This window comes from Marinomonas ostreistagni, assembly GCF_016461785.1.
Lineage (GTDB): Bacteria > Pseudomonadota > Gammaproteobacteria > Pseudomonadales > Marinomonadaceae > Marinomonas > Marinomonas ostreistagni_A.
Genome location: NZ_JAEMUH010000001.1, coordinates 123181 through 149518, shown reverse-complemented (window position 1 = coordinate 149518; position 26338 = coordinate 123181). Strand labels below are relative to the sequence as shown.

The following is a 26338-nucleotide window of genomic DNA, read 5'->3' as shown; positions in this document are numbered from 1 at the left end:
TCTCTTACAGATCATGTGGCTGGAATATTATAGAGTTCTTTAATTAACGTTCTTAAAACTGGGCGCCAAGAACGCTGTTTAATACCATAGTGCCCAAAAATCTTACGACAAGACAAGGATTGGCGCTTAATATCCGTTGCCATTTCTAAGGCACTCGCAGTATCACCCATGTTTTCCAAAACAGTTTGCGCCTTCTGATCGAACTGACTCGCTGTTGTTAGCACTGCTTCAACAAGCCCCATCCAGCTAATCTCTTCTGAACAACAATAATGGTAAATACCAGTGTTTGTTGCACCGTAATATCTTTGTTTCACTACGGAAAGCAAAACCCGAGCCACATCAGAAACAGGTGTTGGACAGCCGATAGCCGTATCATGAAACTCTAAAGAAGAACCAGCCTTAACAAGATTGATGGTATTCGCAATAAAATCATCTTGCGCACCACTAAATAACCAGCCAGTACGTAGAACAATATGCTGATCTGACGCCAATACCTTTTGCTCAGCCGCCATCAAACGCTTAGCAAAACGGCTACGTGCATCTGGGTCATCCGTTTCAAGATAAGACGCTTCTTTTTCCCCTAGAAACACCTGTACGCCGCTTAACATATAAAACAACGGGCAAGTTGGCTTTTCTATCAGTGAGTCAAGCGCCTCTAGATAGTGCTCATAATCATTTTGCAAAGCACTACGTAAAGAGTAGGCATCAATGATCGCATCACAATATTGCTGATCTAAAACGGAAGAAGACACCTGATCCAACACATCCTGGCACGGTATTTCCAACCAATCGAAATCATAGTCGTTATCATAATACTGTCTAATAGCGCGACCTAATTCAGTGTCACTACCTAGCAGTACAACGCGCATTGGAGCATTAATATTCATTTGAGCTGTCAATTCATTTTACCTTATACCAATTTGGCAACACTCTTTGTAAGTTTGCACTCGTATATTGAGCAACCGCCTCAACCGACTGACCTCTAAGTATTGCAACTTGCTCAGCTACTTCAACAACTCTAATCGGAGAGTTTGGCTGACCTTGATAACCGCACAAAGGCATGTCTGGTGCATCTGTTTCAATGACAAAATGTTCATCTGCCAGCGCCTGAAGGACACGTCTTGCTTTGCTAGCTCTAGGATAAGTGACCGTGCCACCAATTCCTAATACAAATCCATCATTAATAAATCGTTGAGCTTGATCGAAGCTGCCATTAAATGCATGTACCACCCCACCCCGATCAAAATTCAGCATTCGAATGGCCTTAAGCAGATCATCTTCACTTTTCCGAGCATGAAGAATCACTGGCATATTATGCCTTTTTGCCAACCTAAGTTGTTCCAACAACACCTCAAATTGATAGTGATAGTCTGGCATATTAGGCCATTTATCTAAGCCTATTTCACCAACCGCCACGACACTTCCATACCCCAAAAAATGCTCTAGCTTTTGCATCGCTTGATCTAACTGCACCCGTTCATTTAGAAAATAGGGATGAAGCCCTAGCGCTATCTTTATCTGCGGATAGTTTTGCCTGATTTTAATCAAACTTGACCAGGAGCCCTCAGTCGTTCCCGGCACCAAGAACTCATTTACACCAACTTCTGAGCATGAGGATATAAGATCGGGAAGATCTTTAAATTGAGGAAAATCTAAGTGGCAGTGACTGTCGATATACATGTACAAAGATTACATGATCAAGCCATAAGTCTCTAGCAGGCAGATAGGTAGGAGTGTAAAAAAGCCGCACATATTGCGCGGCCTTTTTGTAAAGCTAAGAGCTTTTGTCAATTAAAGCTTTGGGCCTGCTTTAATAATCTCTTCTGAAACAGTTTCAAACTTCTTAAAGTTTTCTACGAACTGAGCAATCAGACCTTTCGCTTGCTCATCGTATGCCGCTTTATCTTCCCAAGTATCACGAGGGTTAAGCAACACAGAGTCCACACCTTCAACCTGAGTTGGAACATCTACGTTTAACTGTTCAAGATGAACGGTTTCTGTATTTGCTAATGCACCAGATTGGATTGCAGAAATAACTGCACGTGTAGTAGGAATACTAAAACGCTTACCACCTTTACCATGAGCACCGCCAGTCCAACCGGTGTTAACAAGGTAAACTTTACTGCCAAACTCTTCAATTCTCTTCATTAGAAGGTCAGCGTAAACATCCGCAGAACGTGGGAAGAACGGAGCACCAAAACACGTAGAGAAAGTAGATTTGATACCACTTCCAGCTCCCATCTCAGTAGAACCAACCAATGCAGTGTAACCACTTAAGAAGTGGTAAGCAGCCGCTTCTTTACTCAGGATAGACACTGGTGGCAACACACCTGTTAGGTCACAAGTCAAAAAGATAACAGCTTTCGGTTCACCAGCACGGTTTTCTTCAGCGCGTTTGTCTATATGAAGACGAGGGTAACCAGCACGGCCATTCTGAGTCAAAGATGTATCTGTGTAGTCAGCTTTACGAGCGTCATCTAGGACAACGTTCTCAAGGATGGTGCCAAATTTAATTGCTTTCCAGATAACAGGTTCGTTTTTCTCAGAAAGGTCGATTGTTTTCGCGTAACAACCACCTTCAATGTTAAATACAGTATCTTTGCCCCAGCCGTGCTCATCATCACCGATTAGGAAACGAGATTCATCCGCAGACAAAGTGGTTTTACCTGTACCTGATAAACCGAAGAATAAGGTTACATCACCTTCAGAACCTACGTTTGCCGCACAGTGCATCGGCAATACATCGTGCGCTGGCAATAGGTAGTTTTGCACCGAGAACATGGCTTTCTTCATTTCACCTGCATAGCGCATGCCAGCGATCAAAACCTTGCGCTCTTTAAAGTTAAGAATTACGCAACCATCAGAGTTTGTTCCGTCACGCTCCGGCTGACACTCAAAAGTCGGCACGTTCAGAATTTTCCACTCACCTTTAGAAGATGGGTTGTATTGCTCTGGAAGAATAAATAAGTTACGACCGAACAAATGCTGCCAAGCTGTTTCCGTACGCATCTGCACAGGAATGTAATACTCGTCACCAGCACCAACATGAACATCTGATAGATACGATTTTTTAGCATCCAAGTAGGCTTCAACACGATCCCACAATGGTGCAAATTTTTCCTCAGGGAAAGGACGGTTGACCGGTCCCCAATGAATTGTGTCTTTAGTTGTATCTTCTTCTACGATGAAACGATCCATCGGAGAACGACCTGTACGGGCACCAGTCTCTACGACTAGAGCGCCGGTATCTGCCAGAACACCCTCACCATCAACTAACGCATTTTCGACTAGCTGGGCGGTATTCAAGTTTCGCAGAATGATTTGGTCATCAGTTCTGTTGCTCATGTTGCTTTAGTCCTCTGAACAAAACGGTTATAAAAATGTTTTGATATTTTTATTTGGGGAAATCCTATAGTAACAAATCAATCTAAAAAAAAATATTGATATAACAAAGTGTTATTTTATTTCATAAGTTCTATTTCAAGGATTTTCATAAACAATTGACATGATTAACTTTTTTCAAAAAGGCAGTAATTGAATGGATATTTTATGATCTGTAAGAAAACTGCATTTAAGTAATAAAACTACATTTCCGTACGATTATTACGTATATATATACTAAACCGCTATATAAATGAGTTCTAAACTATTTTTTAGAACTATGTACTATTTCAACATTATCACTCGAAATTGCTCGAAATCTCGACTAAAATCCCTCCTGAATTTATGAACTTCCACAATAATTCAACTTTTAACCTGCCCTAAAGCCAGGCTTGAAAGCCCAAGTTCATGGTAGGATTCTTTCTAACCTTCCCCCGTTCGAAACAAAGGTAGACCTAACGCTATGCAAAATCTGAATCAGAGCTGCAACATTGGATTTGTAGGACTAGGAGTCATGGGTAAAAACCTGGCCCTTAACCTGGCCGATCACGGTTATCGTGTTGCAGGTTTTGATCTCGACAAAGAAAAAGTACAGGACGTTTTAGATACAGAAGCAAAAGAGCGCCCTGATACAGTTGATCAAGCGAGAATCATTGGTTGCGATGACATGAAGCAAATGCTTGACATGTTGGTAAGCCCACGCGTCATCGTAGTGTTAGTACCAGCAGGAAAGCCAGTAGATGCTGTTTGCCAAAGTTTAATTGAGGCAGGGTTAGACTCCCAAGATATCGTTGTAGATTGCGGTAACAGCCAATGGACGGACACCATTCGCCGAGAAAGCGAGTACAAAGAGAAGTTTAAATTCTTTGGTACAGCCGTATCGGGAGGGGAAGTAGGTGCTCGCTTTGGCCCATCCCTAATGCCTGGCGGTGATGCAGATTCTTGGAAATACTTACAGCCAATGTGGGAAGCTGTTGCAGCGAAAGTTGATGCAAACGGCAAACCAATCGAGACGCGTACACCAGGTCAACCAGTTAAAGAAGGTGAGCCTTGCACAGCTTATCTTGGTCCTAACGGTGCCGGCCACTACGTAAAGATGGTGCATAACGGCATCGAATACGCTGACATGCAGCTTATTTGTGAAGCCTACCATCTTCTTCGCTCACTGCTTGGCTATGAGCCTGCTGAAATCGGCAAACTATTTGAAAAGTGGAACCAAGGCGTTCTAAACAGCTACCTAGTTGAAATCTCTGCGGACATTCTTCAGCAGTATGACGAGAAAACTGGTGCGCCATTGGTTGATATGATTCTAGACAGTGCTGGTCAAAAAGGTACTGGTCGCTGGACATCAATCAGCGCAACGCAAATGGGCGTTCCTGCAGGTATTATCAGTGAATCTGTATACGCTCGAGCGTTGTCGACCTTGACAGCTGAACGTGAAAAAGCATCGGCCTTCCTAGTGGGAGATGTTGAAGTATCTGAAATCGATGCGGAAGCCGTTGAGCAAGCTATCGAAAACGCTCTTTACTGTGCAAAAATCTGTGCTTACGCACAGGGCTTCCAATTGATGCGTGCAGCACAAGCTGAGTACGATTGGGAACTAAACTTCGTTGGTATTGCTAAGATTTGGCGTGGCGGCTGTATTATTCGTGCCTCGTTCCTACAAAAGATTGCTGACGCCTTTGAAAGCAACCACGACCTAGAAAATCTATTGCTAGATGAGTACTTTGCTAACGCTATGGCAGAGAAGCAGAAAGGTCTTCGTGATGCAGTGGTATTGGCTGCTCAGTCTGGTATTCCAACGCCATCTTTCTACTCTGCGCTTGCGTACTTTGACGGTTACCGTTCAGAAGTTCTGCCTGCAAACCTTCTTCAAGCTCAACGCGATTACTTCGGCGCACACACTTACGAGCGTGTTGACGCTGAGCCTGGTGAAAAATTCCACACGCACTGGCAAGAAGCTGGCCGTCCAGAAACAAAAGTAAAATAAACTTTTGTACAGCGACACTTTTACTAAAAAGCCCGTTTAGAGCAATCTAAACGGGCTTTTTGTTAGCAGAAAAAATAATCGTTAGATCATTAGTCTTTCGGTTGCTGCTTTTCAATAGCGGTTAACATACCACGCAGCATTCCGACTTCTTGTTGATCCAATTGCGAGCGCTGGAACAATCGGCGGAAGCGGGTCATGACTTGGCGCGGTGCTTTCGGATCCAGGAACTCGATATCCCCCAACACTTTCTCTAAGTGACCTAGCATGTAATCTAATTGCTCAGATGTAGCGGCAGGAACATCCCATTTACTTTTCACAATCGGACCATCCTGCAAGCTTAGCTCTTGCATACGCAGTTCGTAAGCAATCACCTGAACAGCCGCAGCAAGATTCAAGGAGCTAAATCCTTCTACCGATGGAATATGAACATGATAATGACAGCGTTGCAGCTCTTCATTGGTTAAACCACGGTCTTCACGCCCAAACACAAATGCTGTTTTTAACTGTTCCTTGAAAACTAACTCTGCCGCTTGGCGAGGGTCAACCAAAGGCCATGGAATATGGCGTTCGCGAGCACTGGTACCAATCGCTAGTTGACAGTCAGCAATCGCCTCTTCGAGCGTCGCGACAATTTTGGCATTATCCAAGATATCTGTCGCTCCAGACGCTCGGCTGACAGCTTCATCATGGGGAAAGAGCTTTGGATCAACCAATACCAACTCACTTAACCCCATGTTTTTCATCGCGCGAGCTGCGCCACCAATGTTGCCAGGATGAGACGTATTCACCAGCACGATTTTAATGTTTTGTTGCATATAGAAACTCATACCAAATGTCTGTGAAGCATTAAGAGAACCATGGTATCAGAGAATTGAGAATAACCCAGCATTTGGACATAATTTAACCAACTTTAAACTAGATTAGTTTAAGCTTTTGAGCTAGAATTCGCGCCCACAATATTGATACAAAAGGTCGATGCCCTTACTGCTTTATCGCGTCGACAACGCTCTTTAACACTTTAACCGCAACGTACTGTCCATAAGACAGTAGCTGCCCTATTGATTCAAAAATGGTATCCCATGCAACCACGAATTAATGTCGCTATGAAAGCGGCTCGCGCTGCCGCAGACTTCATCATCCACGCGCAAGAGAAAATGCTGTTTGATAAAGAAGCAGGTCAAAATGCCGCTGAAGTTTATCAAAACGTATGCACTGGCGCTGAACGTAGCATCGTTTATAGCCTAGAAAAAGCTTACCCTGCTGACAAAATCACAACACGTCTACAAGGTACTGTTCAAGAAGGCTCTGAAGGCGAATGGATCATCGATGCCATCCAAGGTCAGCATTTGTTTACACGTGGTCTATCTGGTTTCGCGATCACAATTAGCTACCTCGTTGCGGGTAAAGTAGAACACGCCCTATTGGTAAACCCATCTACTCGCGATGAGTTTTACGCAAGTAAAGGCCGTGGCGCATACCTAAACAACTCTCGCATCCGTACTGGCGGTGCTCGTTCTTTAGAGAATACGACGCTTGCTACCCAGTTTCCTGGTACAGAAGACACAATCTCTTACGCATCAGGCCAATTCAAAGTATTAGAAGAAGTCGCTAACAAAGGCGCACGCGTTGTTATGCAAGACGCACCAGCAGTGATGCTTGCAAACGTAGCGGCTGGTCGCCTTGATGCTGCATGGGGTTTAGAGCTTCGTGAATGGGAAGTTCAGGCGCCATTATTTATTGCTAAAGAAGCTGGCTGCCTATTCGCTGGTTTTGACGGTGCTCCAAATTATCAAACAGGCAACGTTCTGTGTGCGAACCCTCGCCTATTCAAGTACCTGTTGCCAACGCTTAATAAGCAACTTGGTGCATAATATCTACTCAATGCACTGACACTAAAAATGCCAGCTCGGATTTCCGAGCTGGCATTTTTGATTAAATAAACTCTTCAATGATCAATTTTCTTTATAGATGTTCTCGTAGCAGTAATTCGTTGCCTCGACGAAACCGTCCACACTACCACAGTCGAAGCGACGACCTTTGAATTTGTACGCAATAACACAACCTTCTTGGGCTTGACGTAAGATGGCATCGGTAATCTGAACTTCACCATTAGCACCTGGCGGTGTTTCACGAATCTTTTCAAAAATATCAGGCGTCAAAATGTAACGACCGATGATAGCCAAGTTTGACGGTGCATCTTCTTTCTTAGGCTTCTCTACCATGTTCGTGACACGGAAGATATCATCACTGATAGACTCACCTGCAATCACACCATATTTATGTACTTCGTCTTCTGGCACTTCTTGGATAGCGACAATGGTACAGCGGAATTGCTTAAACAGCTTCACCATTTGCGCCATAACACCATCGTATTCACCACCTATACACAGGTCATCTGCCAACACCACGCCAAATGCTTCGTCACCAATCAGAGGCTCGCCAGTCAAAATAGCATGACCAAGACCTTTCATCTCATGTTGACGTGTAAACGAGAAATTTACTTTATCGATGATGCTGCGAATACCTGTTAAGTATTCTTCTTTCGCTGTTCCTGCAATCTGATGCTCTAGCTCATAGCTAATGTCAAAATGGTCGGCAATGGCACGCTTACCACGTCCGGTCACAAAAGTAATGTTATCTAATCCTGCTTCTACCGCTTCTTCTACACCATATTGAACCAATGGTTTGTTAACGACTGGTAGCATCTCTTTCGGCATTGATTTTGTAGCAGGTAGAAAGCGCGTACCGTATCCAGCAACAGGGAATAAACATTTACGAATCATAATCTTTCCTTATATAAAACGATAGGCTGCCATCATTTCCTGACAAACCTTACTAAATCACCTACATTGAAAAGCAGTCTATACCGTCCTGTCTCTCGAAAAAATGAGCGACTTCAAATTACATTATGGATCGCATACACCTCAATGAGGGAGCTTCAAAGTATCTAAAGATAATTTGTACACTAAATAACTAGCATAGAACATGCCATTTTTTGTTTTTTTTCAGATGTTCACCTGAATAAATCAAAAATAGCTATACGAATATCATATAGCATTTTTGATGACAAAAAATATACGCACTCAAAAGCTCCAATTGCTTTACTAGAGCTTGACTCATACAACCAAAAGGTTCTTATTTCTAGAGCTTTATTTCCACTTCATTCGTTTCCGCTACGCTGGGGGTATTTGGGTCGGCTTCCGCTAGCATTTCTGCCGCAACCACAGGCGTAACTGTTAAACCAACATGAACGTGATCCCCTTGCTCTTCGACCACCATTGGCTCTTTAACTCGCATACGATGAATGGCAAATACAGCAACCGTTAGGTTCATTAGGGCAATAAAGATAAACAGCGCATTGATATGCACTAAGTCCATAATCACAGATGCCACCAGCGGTCCGATCACACCACCCGCACCATTCAAAAGGATCAGCCCGCTACTAGCAGACAAAACCTGCTCAGGTCGAAGCTGATCATTCATATGTGAGGAAGACAATGCGTACATAGGGAAGGTAAATGCCCCCAGTAGGAACATCCCGAACATCATAATAGAAATATTCGATACACTATGACCAAATGGCACGACTAAAGCGGTCACAGCCCCCACTAATCCAACCAGCAAAATCGTTAGACGTCGATCTTGCCGGTCTGATAATTTACCAATAGGCCATTGAAGCGCCATACCACCCAAGTAGCTGGCCCCGATAAATAGTGAGATCTCGACCACATCTAAGCCAATATTTTTAGCATACAGTGCGCCTAAGCCTAAGATCGCACCTGAGGTCACCCCAGCCACAAATGCACCTGTCGCACCAAGTGGAGCTGTTTTAATTAAACCAATGATATTTAGCTTTTCAGGTACTTCAATGGTAGGTGAAGGGGTTCTGACTAATAGCAAAGGTACCAGTGCCATCGAAATCAATACAGACGTCAAAATAAATAAGTCATAACCACTTGGAGATGCCGCATTCAATAGGAACTGACCCAAGGTCTGGCTCGCCCAAATCTCAATAATATAGATTGAGAAAAGTCTTCCACGAGTATTATTGGTTGCAATCGCATTTAACCAACTTTCAGTGACAATAAATAAGCCTGCGTAGCACAACCCCGTTCCCATGCGCATAAGCATCCAGAACCATGGATCAACCAGAACGGACTGCATCAGAATAGTGACCGATGCAAGCGATGCAACCGCAGCAAATACTCTGATATGACCTACGTTCTTTACCCATACAGGTACTAAAATTGACCCCAGAATGAAGCCAATATAGTAGGATGACATGATTAAACCTGTCGCGGTCGTATTGAACGACTCGATCGATGCACGAATACCAATCAAAGAACTCTGTAAGGCACTGGCCATTGTGATAATTGCCACACCAAACAATAGACTCCAAATGGGCAATAAGGTCTGCTTAAACATGAATCACCACTCCACGGATTCGGGACACTAAAAAGAACCTTTCTCGCTACCATAAACCTAGAACCAGTATAGGTCATTGACTGGAACTCTAAGTTAAATGAGCAATTTTTAGATCAAAAAAGGAGCGTGTAATATTGATTACACAAGGAACAAAACAGGATGTTTTATAGGGCGCCATGATGGCTTAAAATGACAGTGATTGCACCAAAAAAATGGCTTCAAGGAAGCCATTTTTTGTGGAAATAATGATCAAGTTTACTTAATTAAGCAGAATTACTTTTGATCCGCTTTTTCCTGATGACGACGCTTGCCATCTTTGCCTTTCTTTTTCGCTTTACAGTCATCTACCGCAGTTTTCTGAAGCTCTAAAAACTGGTCTTTCTGAGCGGCAGTCAAAACACTAAACATCTCATGCTCCGCTTCCATCTTCATAAGATTACGCTCAGCACGCTTGTTTGCCATGTCACCAGCAAACTGTTTTGCAGCTGATGTATCAAACTTATCCGCCATCACGATTTTCTGCATGGTCTGGTGAGCCTGTTCGCGATCAGCTCGCTTCTGCTCAATATCTTTTGCAGCATTGCTTTTCACTTGTGCATGACGAACAGAGCGTAATTCTTTCAACTGATCTTTTTGTGCATCACTTAAATCAAGTTTATAAATCAATCCCATAGTACCAGAGCAAGATTGATGGTCACTGTGTCCATGACTACCTTTTCCACCACGCTCATATTTATCCCCTGCTGCAAAAGAGGAAGCAGCACCGAAAGCCAATGGAAGCGCTAATGTAGCAACCATTAATTTTTTACTAAGACTCATATTCTATACCTCATCAATAATACGAAGGGGGTTCAAAAGCTGTTTCACAGCACTTGTGATATAGATTAGAAACTGCAAGGTAAACTGGCGTCTTGGGGGAGTAAAGTATCGTAAAGGCATGTCGAAGCGAGCAAATTCTCAGTACACTTAGGCTCATATATAGAATCAACCCAGATATTTTAAGAGTCTAACTATGGCCCATATCCTTCTTATTGATGACGATACTGAATTAACAGAACTGTTATGCGAACTGCTAAAATTTGAGAACTTTACCGTATCTGTAGCTCACGATGGAGAAGCGGGACTTCAAAAACTGACTCCTGACACAGACCTCATTTTACTTGATGTCATGATGCCAAAGTTAAACGGAATTGAAACACTAAGACGTTTAAGGGAGAGCTCGGATACTCCTGTATTAATGTTAACGGCAAAGGGAGATGAAATAGACCGTGTCGTCGGGCTAGAGTTGGGAGCAGATGACTACCTGGCAAAGCCTTTCAGTGAGAGAGAACTCTTAGCTAGAATTCGAGCTATCTTACGTCGAGCACAAAGCCGCCAGCAGGAACCTCAAACTGACATATTGGAATACTTTGATATTAAACTTTACCCTGGCAAGCTTGAAGCCTACTGCGATGATGCGCTATTAGAGCTAACCAGTACTGAGTTTGCTCTCTTGCAGCATTTTCTGTCTCATCCAGGACAAGTGGTGACAAAAGAAACACTAAGCCTAGATGTACTCGGCAAACGCTTAGCTCCTTTTGACCGTGCCATTGATATGCATGTTTCAAACCTGCGTAAGAAATTGCCTGATTGGGAAAATGGTAAACCACGCATTAAGACTCTTCGAGGTCGAGGCTACTTACTCACTCAAGGGGATGAGTGAGCATGCGCTTTCCTAAAATCACCAGTTTATATGGTCGTATTTTTGCGATTTTCTGGTTCACGATGTTTCTCGTTTTAATGGCTGTTTTGTCGCTTCAACATTTTGATCCAAGAAAAGTGACTGATATCCCTCAACCTCATTACGATCGCCTTGTTTCGGCACGTGATCAGGTTCAAACGTATTTTTCTGATCAAACTGATATAAACAGCATTGTGGCTGAACTGTATCGAAGCAGTATGAACCTAGATCATCGTAGTGATCGACGTGGGGAAAATGATGTAGAAGTCTTTATCACCGATCAAGATGGGACCCTGATCACCGCCCATGAAAAGCGCTACTCAAACGTTAAGGCCTTAAAAAACTTCGTCACCAACATTGACGATGCTGACACACCTAAGCAACGTCTCTATGGAAAATTCATGTTTGCAGGGCCACTCCCAATCCATCTCGCAAATAAGCAATATCTGTTTTATTTAAGCGTAAAATGGAATCGGCCACCAAGTTTCTTAATTCAGTTATTTGATCATCCATTTCAACTTCTTCTTGCGACCATGATTGTAAGCACACCATTACTGCTATGGTTAGCTTGGGCACTCAGTCAGCCAGCTCGGCGTCTTCAAAGAGCCGCCCAACGTGTTGCAAAAGGCGAATTCGCAACAGACCCAGAACTGGAAAAAGGCACCAGCGAATTTAGACAAGCAGGTGCCAGTTTTAATCAAATGGTAGAAGCCGTAAATCAAATGATTCTAAGGCAACAGCGACTACTTTCAGATATCTCACATGAATTGCGTTCGCCACTGACACGTTTAGGAATGGCAAATTCCTTAGCACAGCGCAAACAAGGCGTCAGCCCAGAACTCACACGTATAGAAACGGAAACTCAGCGCTTAGAAGCGATGATTAGCAACTTGTTAGACTTATCTCGCATGCAGGTAGACAGCCATAACAAACGTGAGATACAGCCCTTACAAAGCCTCTGGGAAACTTTATTGCAGGACACACAATACGAAGCCGAGCAAGTCGGCAAACAACTGTCTTTTTCGGACATTCCTAATCGTTCTCTGTCTTGCTACCCACCATTACTGATGAGTGCGTTGGAAAACATTGTTCGTAATGCCATCTATTATGGTCACTCACGCATTGAAGTCTCCATGAAAGAGGTAGGAGACCAAATCAGTGTTCGCGTGGAAGATGATGGTGAGGGAGTACCTGAAGACGAGCTGGAAGCCATCTTCCGCCCCTTCTATCGTGTTTCAACCGCACGAGATTCTCACAGCGGAGGTACAGGCCTAGGGTTATCCATTACCGAGAGCGCAATTCGTCAGCATAGTGGCAGCATTCGCGCAGGTAAAAGCGAATTAGGCGGATTACTTTTAGAAGTTCAACTACCACTATTGCCAAAAAGCTAATTAACCTCAAAGGGGTTAATCATGACAACGCCTCAATTTGGGGCGTTTCAACTATTTTAATCAACACAGCCTGCCCTGAAAGCCAAATAAGATTGATACTGTCGGTGACATCGAACTTAAGCATAGCACCTGCTTCAAGATCCAGTTCAGTCTGGCTAGACAAGCTTCGGAATGCACATTGACTCACAGCATAAATACCAACATACACGGTGTTCTCTGAAGCACACCAGCGATACTCGCTTAAAGGCAACATAGGGCTGACTTCCGCTAAATAGTCGTCCTCGCGAACCATAATATTTAAGTCTTCAATGGCACCGTGATGAAGCTTGGCTTGGGTCACCTCGCCACCGGAAAATTTGGCCATATCTAATAGGCGAACAAGTTCATGTTGCTCGCTATCAGAGTGCGTCAATACCAACCCCGTACCTGATATCAATACCAGGGTTCGATGTAAACCAGAAAAGTCTGAGAACACGCCGTCTTCTACAACAGCCGCTTGACTGATGCGATAAGCTAGCCCTTTTGCATCGTCAAAACGCTCAATTTCCAATGTCTCCCCTAAGCCATTTTTCCATAGCATACGCTTATATGTTTTGGGCCCCTTAACCTTTGCAAACTGATTCATGCAATACCTGCCTAAAAAGTGTTTAGGATATTAAACACTTAACGAGCACAGTTGTATATACAAGCAACCAGTAGAACATTAAAAAGCCCCCAGCACATCAATGCTAGGGGCTTTAGTACAGGCAATGTTATTTTGCTTATGAAGCGCGACTAAAGTGCTTACCCAGCAAGGCATGATAAAAATCGTGGTCAGATAATACGCCAACACACTTGCCGTTTTCTTCTAATAGAATCGACAACTTCGTCTGATAGCGAATTTCCACTGCATCACGCATGGAAATGTCTACTGGCGCCACAACCACAGAGTCTTCTGGTAGATCCGCGATGTCCATGCCGTGCTCCCAACGAGCAATGGCTACTGGCTCACCGTGTAATTTCGCACTTTCTAACTTGCCATCTTGCAGGTCTGCCCAAAGGTGCTCAGTCAATTTGTACAGATTATCCATCTTGCCTAATTGAGCCACAGGGGTCATTAAGGCATTACCACGCAGTACGTTAAGCGGGTTTGTATGTGCAACGAACTTTTCCACGTATTCTGTGGCTGGGTTCAAAACGATCTGCTCTGGCACGTCCTCTTGGATAATACGCGCAGACTCCATGATGGCAATTTTAGAACCAATCTTGAGTGCTTCATCCAAGTCATGACTTACGAACACAATTGTTTTCTTTAAAGATTTTTGCAGTTCAATTAACTCATCCTGTAGCTGAGAACGAATCAACGGATCCAGTGCAGAGAATGGCTCATCCATCAATAGAATATCTGAGTCCATAACAAATGCACGTGCAAGCCCCACACGTTGACGCATACCACCAGACAGCTCATCTGGTTTTTTGTCGCGCCAATCATACAGACCGACCATCTTAAGCTGCTTTAGTGCACGCTCTTCACGTTCTTTCTTGCCAACACCTTGCATTTCAAGACCAAAGGCAACGTTCTCAAGCACCGTCATCCATGGCATCAGAGCAAAACTCTGGAAGACCATTGAAACTCGATTTGTTCTCATATGACGCAGTGTATCTTCATCACACTTCGCCATATCTACCATTCGGTCACCATCTTTTACCAAACAGCGACCTCGGGCAACTTTGTTGAGTCCATTGATAGCACGTAGCAGTGTCGACTTACCTGAACCTGACAACCCCATGAGAACACAGATTTCGCCTTCTTCAATAGAGATGGTGGCATCTTGGACACCCACAACATCACCGGTACGAGCAAGAATCTCAGGACGACTCATGCCTTTATCCAACAAACGAAGAGACTCGAGCTTTTGGTTACCAAAGACAATGTCTAGATTTTCAATTTGAACCATTGGCATGAATTAACCCTCCGCTTTTGAATTTGGTGTTTTACAGATACGGTCTAGCATGATGGCTACCAATACAATGGCAACACCCGCTTCGAAACCTTGAGAGATGTTTACCGTATTCAATGCACGCACAACCGGTTTACCCAAGCCATCTGCACCAACCAATGCCGCAATCACAACCATAGACAGAGACAACATAATACATTGCGTCACACCCGCCATGATGCTTGGCATGGCAGCCGGTAGTTCAACTTTGTATAGCAGTTTAGATTTCGTACAACCAAACGCTAAACCTGCTTCACGAAGTTCATTTGGAACTTTACTAATGCCTAGATAAGTCAAACGAATCGGCGCAGCAATGGCAAAGATAATAGTCGAGATCAATCCTGGTACGTAGCCTAGACCAAAAAGAATCAATGTCGGAATAAGGTATACAAACGTTGGAATTGTTTGCATTAAATCCAAAATCGGACGTAACACAGTGTATAACCATGGACGGTGCGCTGCGGCAATGCCGATCGGTACACCGATCAGAACGCTGATCATCGTCGCGGTCACTACCAGTACTAATGTTTGAATCGTTTCTTGCCAGTAACCAAGGTTCATAATCAATAGGAAGGCTGCCGCCACAAATATCATCATGCCGATACTACGGTGTAACCACCAAACAAAGGCTAACACAATCGCTACGACTACGAATGGATTCAGCCATTCTAAGCCATCCACCATGGCAAAAATCAGGGTCTCAAGTGTGATAGAAATAAAATCAAAAAAGAAAGAAGCAACGTCAATCAACCAATTTACAAAGGTTTCCATGGTGTCGCCAAGTGGAATTTTATGCTCTGTTAGCCAATTCATATCCAGGTCTCCAAACAACTCATATCGTCAGAGACACGCTGCAAAGCAGCGTGTCTTAGTTCAATTATCATGACAATTGATTACAGACCCAAAGAGCCTTTTACAGCGCTTAAACCTTCGGCACCCGAAGATGATTTCACGCCATCAAGCCATTTTGTGAGTACTGCTGGGTTGTCTTTCAACCACTTTTGCGCTGCCACTTCCGGCTTCTCACCCTCATCCAAAATCGCCCCCATTACTTCGTTCTCCATTTCTAGAGAGAAAGTAAGATTCGTCAGCAACTTACCAACATTTGGACACTCTTGGATGTAGCCTTTACGAACGTTTGTGTGGACGTTAGCACCCCCGTAATTGGGGCCAAAGAAGTCGTCACCGCCTTCTAGATAAGCCATGTCAAAGTTTGCGTTCATTGGATGTGGCTCCCAACCTAGGAAAACAATCCACTTATCGCGACGTGCATTACGGCTTACCTGTGACAACATGCCCGCTTCGCTTGACTCAACCAGCTGGAAGTCTCCCAGACCGAAGGCATTTTGATCGATCATGTCTTGAATTAGGCGGTTACCATCATTACCAGGTTCAATACCGTAAATACGACCGTTGAACTCACGAGCGTATTTAGCAATATCAGCGAAGCTCTTTACGCCGCCATCAAAGGCTGCTTGGCTAACCGCTAACGTGTATTTAGCCCCCGTCAGATTAGGGCCAAGATCTTCAACTGTGCCAGCTTTTAGGTAAGGCGCAATATCCGCTTCCATCGTCGGCATCCAGTTACCTAGGAACACATCAATATCGTTGTTTGCTAACGAAGTATATGTTACTGGAACAGAAAGCAATTGAGTCTTCGTACTGTAGCCCAGACCTTCTAATACAGTTGAAGTAATAGCGGTTGTTGCAGTGATATCCGTCCAACCTACATCTGAAAAGCGAACCGTCGAACAATCAGCGGAGGCAAACGAAGAAGCCCCTGCAATGCACATAGCAAGTGTAGCGTGTTTCAATTTCAACATGATCTATTTCTCCTGTGGATATAATGGTCAGAGTTAGCATTAACTCATCTCAAAAAATTAACCGTTAATCACACCAAGATTGAGAGCCTGCACTAGGCTCTATTGACTATCACTGCGCTAATACCAACGAAATATATTCGTTAATACGATCAGCCGCATGTTGATTGTCTATGCCTCCGGCCAGAGAGCCTCGAAGCCACATACCATCAATCATCGCAGCAACCGTGTAAGCAATTTCTCGTGCACGCTCTTTGTCAAAGCGTTCACGAAAAACCACTACCAGGCAGCTCTGTAATCGGCGTGAATAAACGTTCTGTAATCTAAATAACGATGGTTTATGCATAGCTGTCGCCCAAAATCCCATCCATGCCTTTACTACTTGAGGCCGTGTCTGAGATTGGCTGATACTCGCTTTGACAATCGCCATCGCTCGTTCAAAGGTGTCACCGGATCGCGATTTTTTTAGCTCTTCGTGTAACACTTCAAAAAATTCTCTTATGAGGCTACGCATTGTTTCCTCTAGCAAACCATCCTTACCACCAAAATAATGGTTAATGATGGCTGGCGATACGCCCGCTCGTTTGCTGATTACGCTGACTGTAGCCCCTTGAAAACCGAGTTCATCTATCGCTGAAATGGTTGCATCAATAAGTTGCGGCTTTCTAATTTCCGGCATTCCAACTTTCGGCATTTGGATTCCTTTTTAATTAAACAACCATTTAATAAAAACTATAGTAGACAGAATGTCATAGGGTGGTCAACCCTTAATAGCTCTAAATAGTTGTCGTCTAACTGTTAGATTACGATGAAGGCTTGATGACTAAAGCGTTACAGTGGAAAAATTAATTTTGAAATTTTTCCTTGATCCCAATCAGGGGTAACATCAAATTTGCACATAAAACACACAATTTATCCAAAAGCGTCATATTGAATATTTTTTGTGTCATCAATTTCACAATGTATGGCAGTATCAATATTGCTCTGTTTTAGTGTATTGATCTGCCTCCTTAGGAGTTTATATGAGTCAGGCATCAGATTTCGATAAAATCATCGATAGAAGTCATCAAAACAGCGATAAGTGGGGAAAATACTCCGGTGATGTCATCCCCATGTGGGTGGCAGATATGGATTTTGACTCACCGCAGTGTATTAAAGATGCTTTGACTCAACGCGTCGAAGAAGGTGTATTTGGTTACACCTACGCATCGAAGTCATTAGTGAATTCGATTCAAGGCCATTGCCAAGCTCGTTATGATTGGATGCCATCTGCTGCACATTTTGTCCATTTGCCAGGTTTGGTATGTGCCCTGCATTTGGCAGTAAGGGCTCTTAGTGAAGCTCAAGATCGAATCATTGTTCCCAGCCCCGTGTATTATCATCTTACCAAAGCACCTGAGATGTCTGATCGAAAGTTAGACAGAATTCCTTTTGTGCTCAAAGGAAATAGATGGTCAGTAGATCTCAAAAGTTTTGAATACTCATGTAAAAAAGCCGATGCAAAAATGATTCTGCTCTGCAACCCGCACAATCCTGGTGCAACGGTTTACAGTAAAGAAGAACTATTAGCTATTCACGACATTGCCCAAAGATACGATTTGCTTGTCATTTCCGATGAGATTCACTGTGATTTAATCCTTACCAGCGCCCAACACATCCCTTTCGCTAGTTTAAATGACGATGCATCTCAGCGAACTATTACACTCATGGCACCCTCAAAAACCTTTAATATCGCTGGTTTAGGTTATGCCTTTGCCGTGATAGCTAACACAAAATTACGTCAACGCTTTAATCAAGCAAGAGAAGCACTGATCCCAGCGCCAAACTTACTAGCTCTCGTTGCAGCGGAAGCAGCATACCGTGATGGCCAAGCGTGGCACGAGTCGCTTTTAGACTACCTACGTGGAAACCTTTGCTTCATTAAGGAGCGCATTGCAAACACGAAGATTAGAATGGCGGAACATCAAGCAACCTATCTCGCATGGCTGGATGTTCGAGAATATCATCTTGAAAATCCCCACGACTTCTTTGTCAAAGCGGGAGTCGGTATTTCTGATGGTGAAGGATTTGGCGCAGCTGGATTTATTCGCCTAAACTTTGGTTGTTCACGTACGCAATTAGAACAAGCCATGAATCGTATTTTGATTGCTTTGGAATCTATGTCGTAGCCTATACAAGTCGTCAACATACGCCATGTAATAATTTCAGAGGTGTTTATGTTGACGACTTTAAAAGAAGTAGCCTTGAAAGGGCTAAGCCCAAGTCCAGATCAAGATGTCACAACCGATATCGCTACCTTAAAAGAACTTATCTTTGCCATCGCCCCCACTGCTCAGATCATCCCAGAAAAAGGGGTGAACGTATTTTATCTCTTAGAAGACTGGGCTTTTGCATTGGTTCCACACAAGCAAAACTTGAGTTTATATCATGCTAGTGATTTGGACGTTTCAAGTTTCTACGAGCGCTTAAAAAATGTCCATTTGGGCGATCATTGCATACTGATTGATAGCCTTGATCTAGTAAATCTAAATGTATTGGTGGAACTTTTAGCCTTATTGAAAGTCGATATGGTAAGAAAACATCAGCTAGATCAAGCACTACACTGATAAAAGTAGTGTAGACTAGCGTCATCTTTCGCAAAAATGGATCGGCATGATCGACTACCAGCTGCGTCTACTATTATTCTTGTTGTTTGTTGTCGTGCTACTTAGTTGGCAGCACTTTTTGCCGCGACAATCACTTCACTCATGGCGTCTTAGATGGCGCCATAATATTGGCTTACTCTTAATTGATGCCTTAGTCGTTCGCATCACACAACCGATTATCTTGGTCTGCGTCGCCTTACTACCCGCCGCCCCCTTTGCACCGCTTGCCGTGTTACCCCCCATATTGGCTTTGGTCATATCGCTAATTTTATTAGATCTGCTTATTTACTGGCAGCATCGATTATTTCACACCATCCCATGGTTCTGGAGGCTGCATCGTGTTCATCACAGTGATCCGGAATTAGACACCACCTCCGCAGTACGCTTTCATCCGCTCGAAATACTGGTTTCACTGCTAATCAAAGCAGTGGTGGTTTGGTTATTTGGGATCTCTGCAGCGGCTATTTTAGTCTTTGATATTTTGCTAAATGGCATGGCCATGTTTAATCACACCAATGTTCGTCTTCCTTCGCGAATTGATTCCGCACTGCGCTATATAATCGTCACGCCAGCTATGCACCGCATTCATCACTCCCGTTTAACCTATGAAGCCAATAGCAACTTTGGCTTTTGCTTAAGCGTTTGGGATCGATTATTTGCAAGTTATCGAAAACAAGCGCAATTAGGTGATAATCAAATCAACATTGGCATGCCGCAAACACAGCACTATGCCCCTGAACATTTTCAAGAACTGCTCAACATGCCTTTTAAATTTCCCCTCAAACGTAAAAGGCACTCGAAATAGGAGAAATAGATGTCGTATTACACATTAACAGCCATGGAAGCACGAGTAATAGGCTGCCTGATCGAAAAATCTATCGTAACACCGGATCACTATCCATTAAGCGTCAATGCACTGACCAATGCTTGCAATCAAAAGTCGAGCCGCGATCCCGTGGTGAATTACAGCGAAATCGATGTACAGGATACCTTAGATCAGCTGGTTGCTCGCAGTCTCGTAACAGAGGAGTTCTACTCTGGAAGTCGTGTACCAAAATACCAACACCGTTTTTGTAACACGGAGTTTTCTGATTTGCAGTTTAACTCTGGCGAAACCGCCATCGTTTGTATGCTGCTGCTAAGGGGACCACAAACCCCTGGTGAACTAAGATCTCGGAGCGGTCGTTTACACGCTTTTGCAAGCATCGGTGAAGTAGAACAAGACCTAGAATCCCTAAAGCAAAAAACAGGTGGACCGTATGTGGAGCAATTACCAAGAGAGCCAGGTAAACGTGAGACACGCTATCAAGAATTGTTTTGTACAGAGAGCAACTTAGAAAGCGAAGAAGCCTCTATTAATGTCCAAGTAAACCACAGCAGCGCCCTCTCACTCGAGTCAAGAATTGCCGACTTGGAGCAAACCGTTGCGGACTTAACACAGCGACTAGCTGCCCTAGAAGGCCAGCCTGAACTATAATAGCGACATAACACTCACCTTCTTCCACTTAGGAGACTCCCATGAATGAAGTACGCTGGGGAATCATTGGTACAGGTACCATCGCACAAGCTTTTGCAGAAGATTTTACGCACGCCAAAACAGGCACTTTACGCGCCGTGGCCTCACGCAGTAAAGAAGCGGCTGATGCTTTTGCAGAGCGCTATGACATTGAATTGTCTATGGTTGACTACTACTCATTGATAAACAGTCATGAAGTGGATGTTATTTATGTTGCGGTCCCCCATAGTCTGCACTTTGAGCTAACCAAAGCTTGCATTAAAGCCGGTAAACACGTGCTGTGTGAAAAACCGTTTACGCTCAACGAAACACAAGCTCAGGAGCTATTCGAGCTTGCTGCAAAACAAGAAGTTTTCGTTATGGAAGCCATGTGGACACGCTTCAATCCTGCATTGGAGCAAGCGATCGAATGGGTCGAAGAAGGTGAAATTGGCCTTTTACAAAGCGTGCAAGCAAGTTTCTGCTTTAACGCGACAAATCAATCAGAAGGTCGCTTATTTAATAAGGAACTCGGTGGCGGAGCCCTGCTCGATGTGGGGATCTACCCGATCTTTTTAGCGCAACAGTTTTTTGGCAAACCGGATTTTATTCAGAATCAGGCTGTAGTGGGAGATACCGATGTGGATGTATTCGAGCAACTACTCTTAGGCTGGGAAAGTGGTCAGCTAGCTAGCCTAGAAGCCTCCATTATTTCACAACAACCTAATAGAGCCATCCTGTCTGGCAGTGACGGTTATATTGAATTTGGACAAGAGTGGTATCAAACCAAGACCTTGACCTTGGTTAAAAATGGCGGAGCAGAGCATGCCATTGAATTCGACTTCCCAGGACTTGGCTATCAATTCGAAGTTGAAGAAGTGAATCGCTGCTTACAAGAAGGTCTACTGCAAAGCCCAAATCACAGCTGGGAAGATACGCTTAATTTGTTAGCAACGATGGATGAGGTGCGCCAAGATATCGGCGTCTACTACCCCGGAGAACCTGAGCCCTGCGGACACGACTGTGATATCGAGCATCACCATCATGAGCATGGCCATCATAAGCACTAACTTTTTCAGCCAATCGGACTGAATACACTAAATTAGCCAATGAATCCCCGAAACGAATCATTGGCTAATTTAACAACTATCCCTAATTCCCCTATCCGAACCAGGACTGCGCCAATGCAATACTAAATGGTACCGTCACGAGTGATATCGCCGTTTGTAAGGTGATGAATGCCGCCATATTATCGGCATCGCCCCCCAATTGCTTCGCTAATGCATAGGCAGACGTTGCTGTGGGTACCACCCCAAACAATAATGCAATATACACGGCTAACCCTTGTATATTAAGCAGCAAACAGACCAGTAATACCGCACATGGAAACACTACAAACCGTCCCATTGCAGACCACCAAAACGAAGCGCCAACAGAGCGAATAGTGGTGAGCTTGACCCCAGCGCCAACCGCCAACAGCACTAAAGGCAGTGTTGCCTGAGCAAGCATTTGCGTCATATCAGAAACAATTGGTATAGGCGTTAAATTGACTGCATTTAACCCTAATCCTAAAGCAATCGCTAAAATTAAAGGGTTTCTCAATAACTCTTTAACAATTAGACGGAACAACGATTGTTGTTTCTTACCATGCATCGTCACCATAGTTACCACCAAAAAAATATTCACTGATGGAATTAATACGGCAACGCCCAACGCGGCGAATACAAGCCCTTCGATACCATACAAACGATCCGCCAACGCTAGCGTGATAAAGCTATTAAAACGCACAGCACCTTGTAGCATCGATGTTGTTGTTGGGGCGGGCACATGAATTAATCGCGCAGCAATGAAGGTAAAAATAGCCGTGATCAACAATGCACTGATTAATACTATGCCATAGCGCCCTAACATAGGATTGGTGAAATCAATGACGCTGGTTTTGGAAAACAGTAACGCCGGAAACAGGCACCAATACACCAGTTTATCCACGCCCTGCCAAAACCCTTCAAAAGGAAAACGCCAACGCTGTAACAAAGCTCCCATAATCAACAGTAGAAACACTGGGAGAATGGCAATGAACAATGACATGGGAATTCCCTTTATATAGATCAGATAAACTGATTAAAAACTGCTAAATATTGTGTTTTTAATTTACTTTTTCGATATATAAACTCATCTCATACACTCAATACGAGTCTCAATGAGGAGTTTATGATGATTACTATACGACCTGCAGAAGAACGAGGCCATGCAAATTTTGGTTGGCTAGACAGCCACCACACTTTTTCATTTGGTCATTATTATGATCCCCAACACATGGGATTTTCTTCGTTACGCGTTATTAATGATGATACGGTATCCCCAAGCATGGGGTTTGAAACCCATGGACATAAAGATATGGAGATCATCAGCTTGGTGACTCAAGGCACGATTGCGCACAAAGACAGTGCTGGTAATATACGCGAACTGCCTGCTGGAGAATATCAGCTAATGTCTGCTGGTAAAGGCATATTCCACAGTGAGTTCAATGCATCAAGAACTGATACGTTGAAGTTTCTACAAATTTGGATTCAACCAAACAGCGTTGGTGGTTCGCCTTGTTATCAGCAGAAAAGCTTTGGTGAATCAGAAGGCTTTACTTCCATCATTACACCAGATGGTCGCGATGGCACCTTGCAAATAAAACAGGACATGTCCCTGACACAGCTAATATTAAAGCAACAAGATAGTGCTAAATGGTCTATCAAAAAGGACCGTCGCTATTATGTTCACATTGTCGAAGGCCAGTTAACTCTGAACAATGATATCGAGCTTGGGCAAGGTGACGGAGCCAAGATCGAGCAATTGGAAATACTGACATTTGCCAAACGGTCTGAGTCAGTGAAAGCTCTGCTGTTCGACTTAAACTGAATTAGAAAGCGTTAGAAGGCCGCTTTACTGATTAATACTTTGTGACGCTAATAAAGCTTCCGCGTCTTCTACGGACAAGGGCTTAGCAAATAAGTATCCTTGCCCTAGATCGCAACCAAACGACTGTAATATATTGGCTTGTTCAGTCGTTTCAATACCTTCAGCGATAACTTTAAGGTTGAGCTTATGCGCCATTGATATAATCGCTTCACATAGGTCCTTTTCCATTGCCCCATCCGCTAAGTCTTTAACAAAAGATCGATCAATTTTAATGTAATCAATGTCCAAGCGGTTCAAATAAGACAATGCAGAATAACCCGTACCAAAGTCATCCAGCGCAACGTTGATACCATGATCTCGAAAAGCTAGTAACTGCTCCGAGACGATTTCTGTGTGATGCATTAATATGTTTTCTGTTATCTCCAAGCTCACACTTCCCCTTGGAAGGTCCTGCTTATGCAGAAAATCAAACCACCCCACCATATGTAAATCTGGAGCGGCCAACTGATACGGTGAAATGTTAATGCTCATCATCAGATCCACAGAGAATTGAGACCGCCACTTGGCAAGCTGTAGTAGTGACTGCTTAAACACAAAATCGCCAATATCTGATATAAGACCAGACTCCTCAGCAACAGGAATAAAGGCATCAGGAGGAACTAAGCCCCGTGTAGGATGCTGCCAGCGAATGAGCGCTTCAAACTTTACCAGCCTATTCGTTTTAAGATCCACGATTGGCTGATACTGTAAAAAAAACTCTTTATTCAGTAGAGCTTGGCGTAAGTCATTCGTTAAATTTTGTCGCGCTACCGATTTCTGGTGTAAATCAAAACTAAAAAAACACCAGCGATTTCGACCTTTTGATTTTGCTTCATACATTGCCTCATCGGCATACTGCATGAGAGCAGAGGGATCTATGCTATCAAGAGGAGCTAGTGTGATTCCTATACTGACAGAAATGTTCACTTCGTTTTGATTCAGTAAATAAGCTTTCTCAACTTCTCTCAATATCGTTTGAGCAATTTCTTGTAGTTTTGAACGGCTAATATTGTTGGATATCAGCACAGTAAACTCATCACCGCCAATCCGGGCCAATTCAGCGTCGCTCGGTAGGCAGCTTAATAATCTTTTTGAGACCTCTTTAATTAAATGATCACCCCAATGGTGCCCGTATAGATCGTTCACACTCTTAAAACGATCTAAATCAAGGTAAAGTAATGCAAAAGGCTGCCTCTTTGTCTCTGCGGACTTTGCCAAAGTCTCTAGTCTGTCTTGGAAAAAGCGACGATTTCGCAATTCTGTTAGAGGGTCTTGGTTTGCTTGTACTGTGACTTGATTGCGAGCGACTTGACTTTCTTTCAAAGCTCTATCTAAGCGCTTATTCATTCGGGTGATATACCAGACAACCCCACCTAAAAATAAAATGATACCTAGAGCAAGCCCTCCAAATATCATGATATTGCGCCAGTTTCGAGATTTATTTGATAGGAATAGTGCTGCATCCAAATCAAATGATTGATCTAGTTTGCCTAGTTTTTGATAAGTTTGTTTCATTTTCTGCCATCGTGATACGTTTATGTAACCTATTTCAATCAACAGAGGCTGCATTAAGACAAACATTTCTTGGGCTTGGTAGGCCAGATATTCGCGATCATGATCAGAATCGTAATTAGATATTAACCATTGAATGACAATATTAGGGTGCTTCATTGCGTAGTCCCAGCCTTTCAGACTTGCTTCTCTAAAAGCTTGAACACGGTCATTATTGGAATTTATTTCGTTTTCTGTGGTAAATAAATTATCTCCAGAAAAATCTATTCCAACAGTACGAGGTCTAAAAACCCGATAGGGGAAATTCAATCGAGATAATATATAGGGCTCAACTAAACTGTTGGCACTCATGATATCAACTGTATCATTCACTAAATCCATTGGATCATAAGAGTGCCGTTTGAAAGTAAGATCTAAAAGGTCTACACCTTCTTGCTGTAAATACAAAATAAGCTCATCAGAGGAGCCATCGAGCATGACTCTTTTTCCTAGCCAGTCTTGCAGAGTAAAAATCGGATCTTGAGCCAAAAAAAGCACAGGGGAATGCTGTAAAATAACAGCAATGATTTTAAATGGACGACCTCGGCTCCGCTCAATCAAAACAGAGCTGTCACCGACACCGTAATCCGCTTTTCCAGTAGCCACTTCACTGTACACATTTGTCGATGCAGTTCCAGGAAGTAACTCTACTTCAAGCCCTAAATCTTTGTAATAGCCAAGCTGTTGCGCAGCATAATAACCAGCAAACTCAAAACTGTGTGGTCTTGCAAGCTGCAAGCGAACCTTATCTTCCGCTGCAAATACAGCAGAAAACATACATAGAAGTAATAAGGCCAACCCAGTTTTTAGCACTTGAATACTCCGAACATTCAATGAAAGCAAAGCTTCGTAGTTAAATATGCATCCATTGCGTGATGAGAAAGCAAAGAGTTTAAAAAGGTTAGCGAGATTTCAGTAGAACCTCTAGGTCTGAGTGTAACAATTGGTTTCAGAATACAAATTGATACATTAACTATATTCGGTTACATATT

General features: G+C 43.4%; 24 protein-coding genes. 10 read left to right on the top strand and 14 right to left on the bottom strand.

Going from position 1 to position 26338, the window contains the following annotated elements; all coding sequences use genetic code 11:
• Positions 1 to 11: 11 nt before the first annotated feature.
• The 3 genes from JHD44_RS00695 to JHD44_RS00685 form a co-directional block, all read right to left on the bottom strand.
• Positions 12 to 887: a sugar nucleotide-binding protein gene (locus JHD44_RS00695; protein ID WP_199460092.1), complete on the bottom strand. Its 876-nt coding sequence runs from the start codon at positions 885 to 887 to the stop codon at positions 12 to 14.
• Positions 888 to 900: 13 nt separating this feature from the next.
• Positions 901 to 1680 carry a TatD family hydrolase gene (locus JHD44_RS00690; protein WP_199460090.1) on the bottom strand — a complete coding sequence of 260 codons (780 nt, stop codon included), beginning with the start codon at positions 1678 to 1680 and terminating at the stop codon, positions 901 to 903.
• Positions 1681 to 1791: 111 nt separating this feature from the next.
• Positions 1792 to 3345, bottom strand: coding sequence for a phosphoenolpyruvate carboxykinase (locus tag JHD44_RS00685; protein WP_199460088.1), 1554 nt, complete (start codon positions 3343 to 3345; stop codon positions 1792 to 1794).
• A 499-nt stretch (positions 3346 to 3844) separates the two neighbouring features.
• On the opposite strand from JHD44_RS00685, the gene gndA reads away from it, so the two are divergent.
• Entirely contained in the window at positions 3845 to 5371 is a 1527-nt protein-coding gene (gene gndA / locus JHD44_RS00680; RefSeq protein WP_199460086.1) for an NADP-dependent phosphogluconate dehydrogenase, read from the top strand.
• A gap of 89 nt (positions 5372 to 5460) precedes the next feature.
• On the opposite strand, the gene JHD44_RS00675 is transcribed toward gndA, so the two are convergent.
• On the bottom strand, positions 5461 to 6186 hold the full coding sequence (locus JHD44_RS00675) for an RNA methyltransferase (RefSeq protein WP_199460084.1): 726 nt from the start codon (positions 6184 to 6186) through the stop codon (positions 5461 to 5463).
• Positions 6187 to 6450: 264 nt separating this feature from the next.
• On the opposite strand from JHD44_RS00675, the gene JHD44_RS00670 reads away from it, so the two are divergent.
• The gene (locus JHD44_RS00670; protein WP_199460082.1) at positions 6451 to 7242 is read left to right on the top strand and encodes an inositol monophosphatase family protein; all 792 of its coding nucleotides are present in this window, start codon (positions 6451 to 6453) and stop codon (positions 7240 to 7242) included.
• Positions 7243 to 7323: 81 nt separating this feature from the next.
• Here the strand turns inward: JHD44_RS00670 and galU are convergent, their stop codons facing one another.
• The 3 genes from galU to JHD44_RS00655 all read right to left on the bottom strand — a co-directional run bounded on the left by galU (position 7324) and on the right by JHD44_RS00655 (position 10615).
• Positions 7324 to 8154, bottom strand: coding sequence for a UTP--glucose-1-phosphate uridylyltransferase GalU (galU, locus tag JHD44_RS00665; protein WP_199460080.1), 831 nt, complete (start codon positions 8152 to 8154; stop codon positions 7324 to 7326).
• Between the two features lie 358 nt (positions 8155 to 8512).
• Complete coding sequence (locus JHD44_RS00660) at positions 8513 to 9796, bottom strand: MFS transporter (RefSeq protein WP_199460078.1); 1284 nt, start codon at positions 9794 to 9796, stop codon at positions 8513 to 8515.
• Between the two features lie 273 nt (positions 9797 to 10069).
• Positions 10070 to 10615 (bottom strand): Spy/CpxP family protein refolding chaperone, encoded by a 546-nt coding sequence (locus JHD44_RS00655; protein WP_199460076.1) that lies wholly within the window; start codon positions 10613 to 10615, stop codon positions 10070 to 10072.
• A gap of 193 nt (positions 10616 to 10808) precedes the next feature.
• Between JHD44_RS00655 and JHD44_RS00650 the strand changes: the two genes are divergently transcribed.
• Both JHD44_RS00650 and cpxA read left to right on the top strand, forming a co-directional pair.
• Positions 10809 to 11498, top strand: a complete 690-nt coding sequence (locus JHD44_RS00650) for a response regulator (RefSeq protein ID WP_199460073.1) — start codon at positions 10809 to 10811, stop codon at positions 11496 to 11498.
• Between the two features lie 2 nt (positions 11499 to 11500).
• A complete protein-coding gene (gene cpxA / locus JHD44_RS00645) occupies positions 11501 to 12907 on the top strand; it encodes an envelope stress sensor histidine kinase CpxA (RefSeq protein WP_199460071.1) in 1407 nt (468 codons plus the stop codon).
• Positions 12908 to 12926: 19 nt separating this feature from the next.
• On the opposite strand, the gene JHD44_RS00640 is transcribed toward cpxA, so the two are convergent.
• The 5 genes from JHD44_RS00640 to betI all read right to left on the bottom strand — a co-directional run bounded on the left by JHD44_RS00640 (position 12927) and on the right by betI (position 17400).
• Positions 12927 to 13532: a HutD family protein gene (locus JHD44_RS00640; RefSeq protein WP_199460069.1), complete on the bottom strand. Its 606-nt coding sequence runs from the start codon at positions 13530 to 13532 to the stop codon at positions 12927 to 12929.
• A 136-nt stretch (positions 13533 to 13668) separates the two neighbouring features.
• Positions 13669 to 14850 (bottom strand): choline ABC transporter ATP-binding protein, encoded by a 1182-nt coding sequence (gene choV, locus JHD44_RS00635; protein ID WP_199460067.1) that lies wholly within the window; start codon positions 14848 to 14850, stop codon positions 13669 to 13671.
• A 3-nt stretch (positions 14851 to 14853) separates the two neighbouring features.
• Positions 14854 to 15699 carry a choline ABC transporter permease subunit gene (gene choW, locus JHD44_RS00630; protein ID WP_199460065.1) on the bottom strand — a complete coding sequence of 282 codons (846 nt, stop codon included), beginning with the start codon at positions 15697 to 15699 and terminating at the stop codon, positions 14854 to 14856.
• Positions 15700 to 15779: 80 nt separating this feature from the next.
• On the bottom strand, positions 15780 to 16679 hold the full coding sequence (locus JHD44_RS00625; RefSeq protein WP_199460450.1) for a choline ABC transporter substrate-binding protein: 900 nt from the start codon (positions 16677 to 16679) through the stop codon (positions 15780 to 15782).
• A gap of 139 nt (positions 16680 to 16818) precedes the next feature.
• Positions 16819 to 17400, bottom strand: coding sequence for a transcriptional regulator BetI (betI, locus tag JHD44_RS00620; RefSeq protein ID WP_199460063.1), 582 nt, complete (start codon positions 17398 to 17400; stop codon positions 16819 to 16821).
• Positions 17401 to 17728: 328 nt separating this feature from the next.
• Here betI and JHD44_RS00615 point away from each other — a divergent pair, with 328 nt between their 5' ends.
• The 5 genes from JHD44_RS00615 to JHD44_RS00595 are packed head-to-tail and all read left to right on the top strand — an operon-like array spanning position 17729 to position 21916.
• Positions 17729 to 18874 (top strand): MalY/PatB family protein, encoded by a 1146-nt coding sequence (locus JHD44_RS00615; RefSeq protein ID WP_199460061.1) that lies wholly within the window; start codon positions 17729 to 17731, stop codon positions 18872 to 18874.
• A 48-nt stretch (positions 18875 to 18922) separates the two neighbouring features.
• Positions 18923 to 19312, top strand: a complete 390-nt coding sequence (locus JHD44_RS00610; protein WP_199460059.1) for a hypothetical protein — start codon at positions 18923 to 18925, stop codon at positions 19310 to 19312.
• A 46-nt stretch (positions 19313 to 19358) separates the two neighbouring features.
• Positions 19359 to 20156, top strand: coding sequence for a sterol desaturase family protein (locus JHD44_RS00605; protein WP_199460057.1), 798 nt, complete (start codon positions 19359 to 19361; stop codon positions 20154 to 20156).
• Between the two features lie 9 nt (positions 20157 to 20165).
• Positions 20166 to 20828 carry a YceH family protein gene (locus JHD44_RS00600; protein WP_199460055.1) on the top strand — a complete coding sequence of 221 codons (663 nt, stop codon included), beginning with the start codon at positions 20166 to 20168 and terminating at the stop codon, positions 20826 to 20828.
• A gap of 41 nt (positions 20829 to 20869) precedes the next feature.
• The gene (locus tag JHD44_RS00595) at positions 20870 to 21916 is read left to right on the top strand and encodes a Gfo/Idh/MocA family protein (protein ID WP_199460053.1); all 1047 of its coding nucleotides are present in this window, start codon (positions 20870 to 20872) and stop codon (positions 21914 to 21916) included.
• A 91-nt stretch (positions 21917 to 22007) separates the two neighbouring features.
• Here JHD44_RS00595 and JHD44_RS00590 read toward each other — a convergent pair whose 3' ends face one another.
• Complete coding sequence (locus JHD44_RS00590; protein WP_199460052.1) at positions 22008 to 22934, bottom strand: AEC family transporter; 927 nt, start codon at positions 22932 to 22934, stop codon at positions 22008 to 22010.
• A 123-nt stretch (positions 22935 to 23057) separates the two neighbouring features.
• Here JHD44_RS00590 and JHD44_RS00585 point away from each other — a divergent pair, with 123 nt between their 5' ends.
• Positions 23058 to 23756 (top strand): pirin family protein, encoded by a 699-nt coding sequence (locus JHD44_RS00585; RefSeq protein ID WP_233401533.1) that lies wholly within the window; start codon positions 23058 to 23060, stop codon positions 23754 to 23756.
• Positions 23757 to 23780: 24 nt separating this feature from the next.
• Here JHD44_RS00585 and JHD44_RS00580 read toward each other — a convergent pair whose 3' ends face one another.
• Positions 23781 to 26159, bottom strand: a complete 2379-nt coding sequence (locus tag JHD44_RS00580) for an EAL domain-containing protein (protein WP_199460050.1) — start codon at positions 26157 to 26159, stop codon at positions 23781 to 23783.
• Between the last annotated feature and the right edge of the window lie 179 nt (positions 26160 to 26338).